Source organism: Stenotrophomonas sp. OVS01A (assembly GCF_019969775.1).
In the GTDB taxonomy this organism is placed as follows: Bacteria; Pseudomonadota; Gammaproteobacteria; order Xanthomonadales; family Xanthomonadaceae; genus Stenotrophomonas; species Stenotrophomonas indicatrix.
In genome coordinates this window covers 654638-667710 of record NZ_JAHXYV010000001.1, presented here as the reverse complement: position 1 = coordinate 667710, position 13073 = coordinate 654638, and the positions used below count along the sequence as shown (strand labels likewise).

Annotated in this window: 9 protein-coding genes; 3 read left to right on the top strand and 6 right to left on the bottom strand. The window is 68.0% G+C overall.

Translation table 11 applies throughout. The features are described 5' to 3' along the window. Positions 1-7: 7 nt before the first annotated feature. The 3 genes from emrA to emrR are packed head-to-tail and all read right to left on the bottom strand — an operon-like array spanning position 8 to position 3131. Complete coding sequence (gene emrA / locus LC407_RS03115) at positions 8-1186, bottom strand: multidrug efflux MFS transporter periplasmic adaptor subunit EmrA (protein ID WP_025877623.1); 1179 nt, start codon at positions 1184-1186, stop codon at positions 8-10. Between the two features lie 11 nt (positions 1187-1197). Next, positions 1198-2691 carry a multidrug efflux transporter outer membrane subunit EmrC gene (gene emrC / locus LC407_RS03110; RefSeq protein WP_025877625.1) on the bottom strand — a complete coding sequence of 498 codons (1494 nt, stop codon included), beginning with the start codon at positions 2689-2691 and terminating at the stop codon, positions 1198-1200. Further along, positions 2688-3131 carry a multidrug efflux system transcriptional regulator EmrR gene (gene emrR, locus LC407_RS03105; RefSeq protein WP_025877626.1) on the bottom strand — a complete coding sequence of 148 codons (444 nt, stop codon included), beginning with the start codon at positions 3129-3131 and terminating at the stop codon, positions 2688-2690. The genes emrC and emrR overlap by 4 nt, the downstream gene beginning before the upstream one ends. Positions 3132-3276: 145 nt before the next feature. On the opposite strand from emrR, the gene LC407_RS03100 reads away from it, so the two are divergent. Next, on the top strand, positions 3277-4185 hold the full coding sequence (locus LC407_RS03100) for a helix-turn-helix transcriptional regulator (RefSeq protein ID WP_032975809.1): 909 nt from the start codon (positions 3277-3279) through the stop codon (positions 4183-4185). Between the two features lie 59 nt (positions 4186-4244). Then, entirely contained in the window at positions 4245-6488 is a 2244-nt protein-coding gene (parC, locus tag LC407_RS03095; protein WP_032975808.1) for a DNA topoisomerase IV subunit A, read from the top strand. Between the two features lie 253 nt (positions 6489-6741). Here parC and bfr read toward each other — a convergent pair whose 3' ends face one another. Then, a complete protein-coding gene (gene bfr / locus LC407_RS03090; protein WP_025877631.1) occupies positions 6742-7230 on the bottom strand; it encodes a bacterioferritin in 489 nt (162 codons plus the stop codon). 125 nt (positions 7231-7355) lie between these two features. Between bfr and LC407_RS03085 the strand changes: the two genes are divergently transcribed. Continuing rightward, the gene (locus tag LC407_RS03085) at positions 7356-9686 is read left to right on the top strand and encodes a penicillin acylase family protein (RefSeq protein WP_223482183.1); all 2331 of its coding nucleotides are present in this window, start codon (positions 7356-7358) and stop codon (positions 9684-9686) included. Between the two features lie 80 nt (positions 9687-9766). Here LC407_RS03085 and LC407_RS03080 read toward each other — a convergent pair whose 3' ends face one another. Next, entirely contained in the window at positions 9767-11158 is a 1392-nt protein-coding gene (locus LC407_RS03080) for a cation:proton antiporter (protein WP_223482182.1), read from the bottom strand. 108 nt (positions 11159-11266) lie between these two features. After that, positions 11267-12958, bottom strand: a complete 1692-nt coding sequence (gene asnB, locus LC407_RS03075; protein ID WP_033830725.1) for an asparagine synthase B — start codon at positions 12956-12958, stop codon at positions 11267-11269. Between the last annotated feature and the right edge of the window lie 115 nt (positions 12959-13073).

Sequence of the window (13073 nt, the reverse complement as noted above, 5' to 3'; positions counted from 1 at the left end):
GCCGACCTCAGCTCGCCTTGGACTGCTGCGGCAGGTTGCCCTGGATGATCGTGTGGATCACCTCATCGGCATCGTGCAGCTGCTTGGCGTACACGTCGGTGTCGAACACCGTGCCCTTGGCGGCTGCGCTCGGCAGCACTTCGCCCTTCTGGTCGCGCAGGCTCACCTCGGCCTTCATCGACAGGCCGATGCGCAGCGGGTGTTCGGCCAGCTGCTTGGCATCGATGGCGATGCGCACCGGCACGCGCTGCACGATCTTGATCCAGTTGCCGCTGGCGTTCTGCGCCGGCAGCAGCGAGAACGCCGAGCCGGTGCCCAGGCCCAGGCTGTCGATGCGGCCCTTGTACTTGACGTCGCCGGCATACAGGTCCGACTTCAGCTCCACTTCCTGGCCCAGGCGCATGTGCCGCAGCTGGGTTTCCTTGAAGTTGGCTTCGACCCACATCTGCTCGGTCGGCACCACCGCCATCAGCGCATTGCCCGGCTGCACGCGCTGGCCAACCTGCACCGAACGACGGGCGACATAGCCGGTGACCGGCGCGACGATGCCCGAACGTGCATTGTTGAGGAAGGCCTGGCGCAGCTGCGCGGCGGCAGCCTGCACATCCGGCTGGGTGGCGATCACGGTGTCATCAACCAGTGCGCGGTTGCGCTCGACGGTCTCGCGCGAACCGGCCACGGCCGCTTCGGCAGCTGCCAGCTCATCGCGGGCGTGGGCCAGTTCTTCGTTGGAGATGGCGCCGGTGGCGGCCAGGCCCTTGCGGCGTGCGAAGTCGTCGCGCACGCGCTTCAGGGTCACCTGGCGTGCGTTCAAGTCCGCCTGCGCACCTTCGACGCTGCGGTACAGGCCGCGGGTCTGGCGCACGGTCTTGGCCAGGTTGGCTTCGGCCTGCTGCAGGGCCACCGAGGTATCGGCCGGGTCCAGCTGCACCAGCAGCTGGCCGCGCTCCACGCGCATGCCGTCATCGGCGTTGATGGCGACCACGGTACCGGCCACCAGCGGGGTGATCTGCACCTGGTTGCCCTGCACGTAGGCGTCGTCGGTCTCTTCGAACCAACGGCCGAACATGAAGTACCACAGCGCCAGTGCCGCCAGCAGCAGCACGACGATCACGAACAGGCCGCGCAACAGCTTGCCGCGGCGGTTGGGGGCGGCGGGGGCCGCAGTGTCTTGGGTCTGGCTCATGGCAGGCGTCTTCAGGAATGCGAGGAATCGGAATGGGAAGCAAGCGGTGCGGCATCAGCGTCACTGGGCTGGAAACCACCGCCGAGCGCCTTGCTCAGGCGCACCGAGGTCTGCAGCTGCTGCGACTGCAGGCCGGCCAGCTGCTGCTGCGATTGCAGCAGGGTGGACTGCGCGGTCAACACGTCCAGGTAGCTGCCGATGCCAGCGCGATAGCGCTGCTGGGCCAGGTCGAACGCAGCGCGTGCGGTATCCACCGCCTGCTGCTGCGACTGCGCCTGCTGCGCCAGTGAGCGCACCGCGTTGACCTGGTCGGCCACGTCGCGCAGTGCATCGAGCACCGCCTGGTTGTAGTTCGCCACGGCCAGGTCGTACTGCGCATCGGTGTTGGCCAGGTTGGCCCGCAGCTTGCCGCCTTCGAAGATCGGTAGGCTCAGCGCCGGGCCGATGTAGGCGAAGCTGGAACTGCTCTGCAGCAGGTCGCCGACATTCGGTGCGACCACGCCGGCCAGCGCGGTCAGGTTGAGGCTCGGGTAGAACCGGGTCTTGGCGACCTTGATCTGCTTGTCGGCCGCTTCCACCCGCCAGCGCGCGGCGACGATGTCGGGGCGACGGCCGAGCAGTTCACTGGGCACCACGCCCGGCAGCTGCAGGGCCAGCGGGTTCATCGCCCGCGGGCGTTCGATCGACAGGCCGCGGTCCGGGCCCTTGCCGACCAGCGCGGCCAGCGCCGTGCGCCCGGCATCGATGCGCTGCTGCGCCGCCAGCAACTGCTGCTGTGCGGCCGGCACGCGGGCTTCGGCCTGGCGCACCTGCAGATCGCTGTCGATGCCGGCACTACGACGCTGCCGGGTCAGCTGCAGCGACTTCTGCGAGCGCGCCAGTTCTTCTTCGGCCACGTCGTTGAGCTGCCAGGCGTAGGCCAGGTCGGTATAGGCCTGGGCGATGCCGGTGGACAGGTTCAGGCGCGCGGCCTGGGCTTCGACAGTCGCGGCGTGGGCGCCATCCACGGCAGCCTCCCAGGCGGCGCGCTTGCCGCCCCAGAGGTCGATGCCGTAGCTGAAGTCGAACGCGATCTGGCTGCTGCCAGCGTAGTGGCCGCCGATTTCATCGCCAGCCATCGATTCGGGCAGGCGCAGGCCGGTGTAGCCACCGGACACGGAGAGGCTGGGCAGGCGATCGGCGCGCGCGGTGCCGACCTGCGACTGTGCCTGGCGCAGGCGCGCGTCGGCGGCGTCCAGGCTCGGATGGCCGGCCAGGCCTTCGGCGATCAGCGCATCCAGTTGCGCATCGCCCAGTGCCTTCCACCAGTCCTGGGCAGGAAAACCGGCTGCGCTCAGGTCGCTGTCGGCCAGGGTACGTTCGCTGTGCAGGCTGTCCACGTCGAGCACGTGGCCCTGCGGGTCAAGGCCACGGCTGCTTGCGCAGGCGGCCAGCGCCAGGGCCAGCGCCGACAGCAGCAGCGCGCGCCCGGAGCGGCGGAGAGTGGGATGCGGGATCGGGTTCATGGGGTTGTCAGGGAATCGCGGATTCGGGTCAGGAGGGACAGCAGCTGCGTGCGTTCGTCGGCGGACAGATCGCGCAGGGCGTAATCCATCACCGCGTCGCCGCGCAGCTTCAACCGCGCCCACAGCGCGCGGCCTTCATCGGTCAATACGATCTGCAGTGCACGCCGGTCCTGCGCATGCGGCTCACGGCGCACGCAACCGAGCGCTTCCAGCTTGTCCAGCAGGCGGGTGACCGCGCTGGGCACCTGGTCGATGGCCTGGGCCAGCTCGTTGGCCGTGCACGGCGCCATGTTCGAGAGCACCTTCAGCCCGATGTAGTGGGTGAAGCCGATGCCGAGGTCTTCTTCGGCCATGGACGCGTCGAGCTGGCGGACCAGGCCGTCGCGCACCTGGCGCAGCAGCAGGCCGAAGCTGGGGGGAGTGGTTGCAGGACAGATCATGGGGGAGCATTCTCTTCCAAAAAAAATATTTCTCAATGGAAATATTCGATCTGGCATCAAATGCTGTGTTGCAGCAGTGGGCTGGATCAGGTGAAGGCGCCACCTTAATGGCGCTCCCAACTGGCCCGGTAGTACAATCCAGCCAATGAATGTCACATTCAAGCCACCCCCGGCCCACGTGAAGGCGGGCGAACCCGGCCCTGCCACCCTGCTGCGCGAAGAAGCACTGGACTGGTTCGAGCGCAATGACGGCCCGCCGGTCATCGCCTTCCGCTTCGACAGCCCGCAGGGGCTGGCCCGCGAAGTGGACTGGCATCACCACGTCCGCGCGCAGCTGATCTGCGTCGAACGCGGCCTGCTGACCACCCGCACCTCGCATGGCACCTGGTCGCTGGCGCCAGGCTCGGCGGGCTGGATGCCGCCGGCCGAGCCGCATACGGTCCACATCGATGGCCCCCTGCGCGGCTGGGGCATGGTGCTGGCCGCACCGCTGTGCGCCGAACTGCCCGCCGACCCGTGCGTGCTGGGCATCTCGCGGTTGGCGCAGGCAGTGGCCGAACGCATCTGTGACTGGCCGCAGGACTACGAAAGCACCAGCGAACGGCAGCACATCATCAACGTGCTGCTGGACGAGATACGCGCCGCGCCGCGCCAGCGCATGCACCTGCCGATGCCGCGCGACCGGCGCCTGCTGAAGATCGCCTCGCAGCTGCTGGCCGACCCGGCCGACGAGCGCGGCCTGGCGCAGTGGGCGCATTGGGCCGGCCTGTCGCCGCGCAGCCTGACCCGCCATTTCCGCGACGAGACCACCCTCAGCTTCGCGCAATGGCGCCAGCAGGCGCGGTTGGCCGAGGCGCTGCGGCAGCTCAGCGAGGGCCGCAGCGTGGCCGACATCGCCCACGCACTGGGCTTCAGCAGCGCCAGCGCCTTCGTCACCGTGTTCCGGCGACACTTCGGGCTACCGCCCGGACGCTACCTGGCACGGGCCGGCCACGGCCTGGAACCGGGCCTTGACCCTGCACGCGGCTTGGCATCCCCCGCCGCATCCGGATAATCACTGGATTGAGAGCGGCGACCGCCGTCACCGCCTCCCGACATAGGTAACAACGCCGCATGACCGATCTTGCCCGCCCCGTGTTCCACGGTTTCGAACAACTGCCGCTGCGCGAGTACGCCGAACGCGCCTACCTCGACTACTCGATGTACGTGGTCCTGGATCGCGCCCTGCCGTTCATTGGCGACGGCCTGAAGCCCGTGCAGCGCCGCATCATCTATTCGATGAGCGAGCTGGGCCTGAATGCCGCGTCCAAGCCGAAGAAGTCCGCGCGCACCGTCGGTGACGTCATCGGTAAGTACCACCCGCATGGCGACAGCGCGTGCTACGAAGCGCTGGTGCTGATGGCACAGCCGTTCTCGTACCGTTATCCGCTGATCGAAGGCCAGGGCAACTTCGGTTCCAGCGACGACCCGAAGTCGTTCGCGGCGATGCGTTACACCGAATCCAAGCTGACCCCGATCGCCGAAGTACTGCTGGGCGAACTGGGCCAGGGCACCACCGACTGGGCACCGAACTTCGACGGCACCCTGCAGGAACCGACCTGGATGCCGGCACGCCTGCCGCATCTGCTGCTGAACGGCACCACCGGCATCGCCGTGGGCATGGCCACCGATGTGCCGCCGCACAACCTCAACGAGATCGTCAGCGCGCTGCTGCACCTGCTGGACGATCCGGATGCCAGCGTGCGCGACCTGTGCGAGCACGTGAAGGGTCCGGATTATCCGTCCAACGCCGAGATCATCACCCCGGCCAACGATCTGCGGAACATGTACGAGACCGGCAACGGCAGCGTGCGTGCGCGTGCCACCTACATCAAGGAAGCGCACAACGTGGTGGTCACCGCGTTGCCGTTCCAGGTGTCGCCGTCGAAGGTGATCGAGCAGATCGCCGCGCAGATGCGCGCCAAGAAGCTGCCGTGGCTGGAAGACATCCGCGATGAGTCCGACCACGCCAACCCGGTGCGCGTGGTGCTGGTGCCGCGCTCGAACCGCGTCGACGCCGAGCAGTTGATGGGGCACCTGTTCGCCACCACCGACATGGAGCGCAGCTACCGCGTCAACCTCAACGTGATCGGGCTGGACGGCCGTCCGCAGGTGAAGAACCTGAAGACGCTGCTCAGCGAATGGCTGGCATTCCGCAGCAGCACCGTCACCCGCCGCCTGCAGCACCGCCTGCAGAAGGTCGAGCGTCGCCTGCACCTGTTGGAAGGCCTGCTGGTGGCGTTCCTCAACCTGGACGAGGTGATCCACATCATCCGTACCGAGGACGAACCGAAGGCGGCGCTGATCGCACGCTTCGGCCTGTCCGAAGACCAGGCCGAGTACATCCTGGAAACCAAGCTGAAGCAGCTGGCCCGCCTGGAAGAAATGAAGATCCGCGGCGAGCAGGACGAACTGGCCAAGGAGCGCGACAAGATCCTCAGCATCCTCGACAGCAAGGCCAAGCTGAAGAAGCTGATCCGCGACGAGCTGCAGGCCGATGCGAAGAAGTTCGGCGACGAGCGCCGCTCGCCGCTGGTGCAGCGCCAGGCCGCCCAAGCCATCGACGAGACCGAGCTGGTACCGAGCGAGCCGATGACGGTGGTGATGTCCGAGAAGGGCTGGATCCGCGCCGCCAAGGGCCACGACATCGATGCCTCGACCCTGTCCTACCGCGATGGCGATGCGCTGCAGGGTGCAGTGCGTGCGCGCAGCACCCAGCAGGTCGCGTTCCTGGACAGCGAAGGCCGCGCTTACTCCACGCCGGTGCATACCCTGCCCTCGGCACGCGGCAACGGTGAGCCGCTGACCGGCCGCTTCTCGCCGGCCGCAGGCACCAGCTTCGTGACCCTGGCCAGCGCCGAACCGGATACCCGCTTCGTGCTGGCCTCGACCCACGGCTATGGTTTCGTCACCCGTTTCGAGAACCTGATCGGTCGCAACAAGGCCGGCAAGGCGATGCTGAACCTGTCGGCGGGCTCATCGGTACTGACCCCATCGGTGGTGGCCAACGTCGCTACCGACCGCATCGTCGCGGTGACCAGTTCGGGCAACCTGCTGGCGATCGCCGCCAACGACCTGCCGGAACTGGACAAGGGCAAGGGCAACAAGATCATCGAGATCCCCAAGGCCAAGCTCGCCACCGAACGCGTGGTCGCCATCGTGGCAATCAGCCCCGGCCAGACCCTGCAGGTCCGCAGCGGCCAGCGCACCATGGGGCTGAAGTTCAACGAGCTCGACGCCTATCTGGGCGCCCGCGCCACCCGTGGCCATCTGCTGCCGCGTGGCTGGCAGAAGGTGGAAGGGTTGTCGGTCGAGTGACGGTAGGTGTCAACCTTGGTTGACACGCCTTGCCCGGCAACCGGGAACCCGCCGGGCATGGCCCGGCGCTACCGGGAACGGAGCATCAGACACAAAAAAGCCGGGGCATTCCCCGGCTTCTTTGTTTGTCGGCTGGCGGGCGGTGGAGCAGCTGGCGGGCGAAGGCTGGCTGGCGGTGCTCCGGTGCTGGCGGGCGACGTTGCATTGCGCTCCTGGTAGAGCCGGGCATGACCCGGCGCTACGACAATCGGGATCAGTGCGCCGGGGCGCCGCTGCCGTCGATCTTGCTCAGCTGGTACAGCTCCAGGCCGATGCGCTTGATCAGGCCCAGCTGCTGCTCCAGCCACCAGGCGTGGTCTTCCTCGGTGTCCTTCAACTGCGCCAGCAGCATGTCGCGGCTCACGTAGTCGCCCTTCTCCTCGCACAGCTTCATGCCGGCGGCGAGGTTGTTGCGCACCGCGTATTCGGTGTCCAGGTCCTTGCGCAGCATCTCCTCCACGGTCTTGCCGGGCTCGGTGGCATGCGGGCGCATGTCCGGGTCGCCGCCCAGGAACAGGATCCGGCGCAGCAGCGCGTCGGCATGCTGGGTCTCTTCCTCCATCTCGTGGTTCAGGCGTTCGTACAGCGCGAACAGGCCCTGGTCCTCGTAGCGGCGGGAGTGGATGAAGTACTGGTCGCGGGCGGCGAGTTCGCCGCGCAGCAGTTCCTTCAGGCAGGCGATGACGTCCGGGTTGCCTTTCATGGGGGGAGCTCCTGTGAATCGATGGCGCCCATGGTGCCCCATCTGGAAATACGGTGATCTAATCGGAATCAGTCGCAGTTGCGCCTGCGGCTACAATCGGCCGACCTGCTCGGAAAGGACCTGCAATGCGTCGTACGTGGCGGTGGATTCTGGGTGTGCTGGTGGCAATCGTGCTGCTCGCGGTGCTGGTCCTGTGGTTGCTGCTGCGCGGCAGCCTGGCCGAACTGGACGGCGAGCGCCCGTTGCCCGGGCTGGCCACCAAGGTCACCGTGGAGCGCGATGCGCTGGGGGTGGTCACCATCACCGCCGGCAACAAGACTGATGCCCTGCGGGCGCTCGGCCGTGTTCACGCGCAGGAACGTTATTTCGAAATGGACCTGATGCGGCGCAGTGCCGCAGGTGAACTGTCCGCCCTGTTCGGGGCGAAGGCGATCGAAGCCGACAAGCGCATGCGCGTACACCGCCTGCGCGCGCGCACCGAGGCCCATCTGCAGGACGCACTGGGCAGCGACCCTGCGGCCGTGCGCGCCTATGTGGACGGGGTCAACCAGGGCCTGGGCAGCCTGGCGGTACGGCCATGGGCCTACCTGCTGCTGCGGCAGGCGCCCCAACCGTGGCAGGCCAGCGACAGCGTGCTGGCAGGCCTGGCCATGTACGCCGACCTGCAGGACCCCAGCAACCAGTCCGAACTGGCCCTGGAGCGCATCCGCGCGGTGGTGCCGCCAGCACTGTATGCGCTGCTGGCAAACGACGGCAGCGAGTGGGATGCGCCGCTGGCCGGCGCTGCCCGTGGCAACGCCCCCCTGCCTGATGCCAGCCAGCTGGACCTGCGCACGCTGAAGGCCGCGACCGGCGCGGCTGCCGAGGATGCCGACGCGGTCGGCAGCAACAATTTCGCCGTGGCCGGCGCGCTGACCGCCGATGGCCGTGCGATCGTCGCCGACGACATGCACCTGGGCCTGCGCGCTCCCAGCCTGTGGTTCCGTGTGCGCCTGCGCTACCCCGATCCACAGGCCGCGGGTGGCCAGGTCGACGTCAGCGGATTCTCGCTGCCGGGCGTGCCGGCGGTGATCGTCGGCAGCAACGGCCACGTGGCCTGGGGCTTCACCAACAGCTACATCGACACTGCCGACTTCCGCACCGAGCCAGCGGACGCTGCAGTGACCGTGCACGAGGAACGGATCGTCGTGGCCGGCGGTGCCGACGTGCGTTTCCCGGTACGCGAAACCGCGTGGGGACCGATCCTGCACACCCACGCCGATGGCAGCGGCGACGCCCTGCGCTGGGTCGCGCAGTTGCCGGGCGCGGTGCGCATGGACTTCGCCGACATGGCACGGGCCGCCGATCTGGACCAGGCCCTGCAGATTGCCGACCATGCCGGCATTCCCGCGCAGAATCTGGTGATCGGCGACCGCAGCGGGCGTATCGCGTGGCGCCTGATCGGCGCGCGGCCTGACCGTGGCCCGGGCTGTACACCGCTGGGCTTCAATGACAATCACCGCAACCCGGGCTGCGCGCCGTGGCCGATCCGCAGCGACGCCGCGCCGAGCCTGGTCGACCCCGCCTCGCATCGGCTGTGGACGGCCAACAGCCGCGTGGTGGACGAGGCGACGCTGGCCACGGTCGGCAATGGCGGCTACGACCTCGGCGCGCGCGGACGGCAGATCCGCGACCTGCTGGCCACGCAGGAGCATTTCGACGAGCACGACCTGCTGGCGATCCAGCTCGACGACCGCGCGGTGTTCCTGCAGCGCTGGTGGGTGCTGCTGCACCAGGTGGTCGAGCACAGCGACGATCCGGCACTGAAGCGGTTGGGCACGGTCAGCAGCCATTGGGACGGGCGCGCCGCGATCGATTCGGTCAGCTACCGGGTGGTGCGCGAGTTCCGCACACAGGTACTCGACACGTTGACCGATGCGCTGCTGGCACCGGCGCGGGCACCGCTGGGCGAGGATTTCCTGGCACCGCGCCTGGCGCAGCTGGAAGGCGTGGCCTGGCCGATGCTGCAACAGCGCCCCGCCAACCTGCTGCCGCCCGCTTACACGAGCTGGGATGCGCTGCTGGCCGATGCGGCGCGCCGTACCGAAGCGGAGTTGTCCGCGCAGGGGCCGCTGGCGCACCGCAGCTGGGGCGAGCGCAATACCGCAGCGATCTGCCATCCGGTCGCGCGCGCCCTGCCCGCCTTCGCCAGCCGCTGGTTGTGCATGCCGGCCGATCCCCTGCCCGGCGACCGTGACATGCCGCGTGTACAGACGCCAGCGTTCGGCGCCTCGCAGCGCATGGTGGTCTCGCCCGGCCACGAGGCCGATGGCATCGTGCACATGCCGGGTGGGCAGAGCGGCCATCCGCTGTCGCCGTACTGGGGCGCCGGACATGAGGACTGGGTGCATGGCCGCCCCACCCCGTTCCTTCCCGGCAAGGCGCAGCACACGTTGACGCTGCTACCGGCGCGATAGCGCTGGCCGGCCACGGTATGATGCCCGGGGTCAGATCCCTTTTCCTGTGGAAAAGGGATCTGACCCCATTAACGACCCCATTAACGGAGGTGGCGGCGCTCGATCAGGTTCAACAGCGGCCCGGTCATCGCAGTGGTCACCAGTGCCATGATCACCAGCACCGCAAACAGGCGGTCGCCCAGCAGGCCCAGCTCGTAGCCGAGGTTGAGCACGATCAGCTCCATCAACCCGCGGGTATTCATCAGCGCACCCAGTCGCCACGCTTCGCGCGAGGCCATGCCGGTACTGCGCGCCGCGCTCCAGGTGCCCAACAGCTTGCCCACCGTGGCCACGGCGATCACCACCACGCACAACGCGATGTCACTGGTCTGCAACGCGTCGGCGCGCATGCGCAGGCCGGTCATGGCGAAGAACAGCGGCAGCAGCAGCGTCACCGCGAACGGTTCGACCCTGGCCACCAGCAGGTGCCGCAGCTGCGCGTTGGACGACACCGCCACGCCTGCAGCGAAGGCGCCGAACAGCGCATGGATGCCGAGCACTTCGGTGACCAGCGCACTGGCCAGCGACAGCAGCAGGATGCCCAGCAGCCAGCGCCCTTCGCGACCCGGCGCGATGGTCTGGCGAGCGAACCACGGCTTCACCAGTCCCAGCATCAGCGCGATGAACGCCACCACGCACAGCAGGTTGAGGCTGGCCGGCAACCAGCCGGTGGCCTGCGCTGCCGCCACGATCAGCGCCAGCAGGCACCACGCGGTCGCATCGCCCAGCGCCGCGCAGGCGATGGCGGTCTGCCCCAGCGGGGTGTGGGTGATGCCGCGATCAGCGAGGATGCGCAGCAGCACTGGGAAAGCGGTGATGCTCATCGAAATACCGACGAACAGCGCGAACGCGGTGAAACCCACGCCCTGCGGGCCATGCTGCGGGTACAGCCAGATGGCCAGGACCACACCAAGCACGAACGGCACCGCGATGCCTGCGTGGCTGACGGTGAAGGCGAATCGACGGCGCCCACGCAGCGCGCCCAGATCCAGTTCGGCACCAGCCACCAGCAGGAACATCAGCACACCCAGCTGGCTGAGCATACCCAGCGGCCCGAGCGAAGCGGCCGGGAACAGTGCACCGTGCACCTGCGGCAGCAGGCTGCCCAGCAACAGCGGCCCCATCATCAGGCCGGCGGCCATTTCGCCGATCACGGCCGGCTGGCCGAAGCGCTTCAACAGCGCACCGGCGCCCTTGGCGACCAGCAGCAACACCAGCAGCTGCAGCAGGAACAGGCCGAGCGGCGAGGCCAGGTGATGTGCCCAGTCACTGCCGACCACGTCTTCGGCCTTGCTGGCCACCGTCGGTAGCCCGGGGCCCGCATAGCGGGCCAGCAGCAGGCCGACCAGCAGCGGCACGCCGGCCCACACCAGGTAGCGCCAAGCCCACTTCGTCGGCCTCACGGGACCTCCGGTCTGTACGTCCATGAACATTCCCCAATGTGCAGGGGGCTGATGATACGTCCCTCGCCGCCCATGCGCTGCAGGGCTCGCCGGGCATGGCCCGGCGCTCCCCGTGTGGCTGCCGCTCGGCGCGGCCGATCAGGCCAACGCCTGCTCGTGCACGCCGGCGATGGCGCGGCCCGACGGGTCGGCGGCGGCGGCAAAGCTGGCATCCCAGGCGATCGCTGCCGGCGAGGAACAGGCGATCGACTTGCCGCCCGGCACGGTTTCAGCCGCCGCATGGCTGGGGAAGAACTGCTCGAACAGGTGACGGTAGTAGTACGCCTCCTTGGTCTGCGGCGGGTTGTGCGGGAAGCGCTTGTCGGCCGCAGCCAACACGCGGTCGCTGACCTGTGCTTCGGCGTGCGCCTTCAGGCCATCGATCCAGCCGTAGCCGACGCCATCGCTGAACTGCTCTTTCTGCCGCCACAGGATGCTGTCCGGCAGGTAGCCCTGGAAGGCTTCCCGCAATACCGCCTTCTCGATGCGGCGACCACCAAAACCGGCGCCGACCATCTTGTGCGCGGCATCGAATCGCATCGCCACGTCGAGGAACTCGCGGTCCAGGAACGGCACGCGCGGCTCCACGCCCCAGGCCATCATCGACTTGTTGGCGCGCAGGCAATCGTAGTTGTGCAGGGCATCGAGCTTGCGCACCAGTTCCTGGTGGAATTCGCGCGCGTCCGGCGCCTTGTGGAAGTACAGATAGCCGCCGAAGATCTCGTCGCTGCCTTCGCCGGACAACACCATCTTCACCCCCATCGCCTTGATCCGGCGCGCCAGCAGGAACATCGGCGTGGAGGCGCGGATGGTGGTGACGTCGTAGGTTTCAATATGGCGGATCACCTCCGGCAGCACGTCCAGGCCTTCTTCGAAGGTGTATTCGAAGCCGTGGTGGACCGTGCCCAGTGCTTCGGCGGCCACCGCAGCAGCGGCCAGATCCGGCGAGCCCTTCAGGCCGATGGCGAACGAATGCAGGCGCGGCCACCACGCTTCGCTCTGCCCGCCATCTTCGATGCGACGACGCGCATAACGTGCTGCCACGGCGGCAACCAGCGACGAATCCAGCCCGCCCGACAGCAGCACGCCGTACGGCACGTCACTCATCAACTGGCGTTCGACCGCATGTTCGAAGGCCTGGCGCAGCTCGGCGAGATCGGCCGAGCGGCCCTGCACGTCGTCGTACTCGCGCCACGGCTGCTGGTAGTAGCGCACCAGCTCACCGCTGGCGCTGTCGTAGTAATGGCCGGGCGGGAACTGGGCCACGTCGGCGCAGGTATCGACCAACGCCTTCATTTCAGAGGCGACGCGCAACCGCCCCTGCGCATCATGGCCCCAGTACAGCGGCACCACGCCGACCGGGTCGCGCGCGATCAGTACACGACCCGCACTGCGATCCCACAAAGCGAAAGCGAAGATGCCGTTGAGCTGCTCCAGCCACTGCGCCGGCGACCCGCCCTGGCGGTACAGCGCGTTGATCACCTCACAGTCCGAGCCGGTCTGGAAGGCATAGGCCTGGGCAAGTCCGGCCTTGAGCTGCTGGTGGTTGTAGATCTCGCCGTTGACCGCCAGCGCCAGCTGCCCGTCTTCGGACAGCAGCGGCTGCGAGCCGCCTGCCGGATCAACGATGGCCAGGCGCTCGTGCACCAGCAGCGCGCCCTCGTCCAGGTACACACCGCTCCAGTCCGGGCCACGATGACGCTGGCGCTGCGACAGCTCCAGCGCATGGCGGCGCAGGGAAGGAAGATCGTCACCGGCCTGCAGGCCGAAAATACCGAAGATCGAACACATGGGTGGAACTCCTGTTGTGGGGAAGTACACGGGGGGAAGGTGTTCGACCGGCCATCCAGGCCCGGGTGGGGCTGCGCCCGGGCACAAAAAAACCCGCATCGGCCGATGCGGGTTT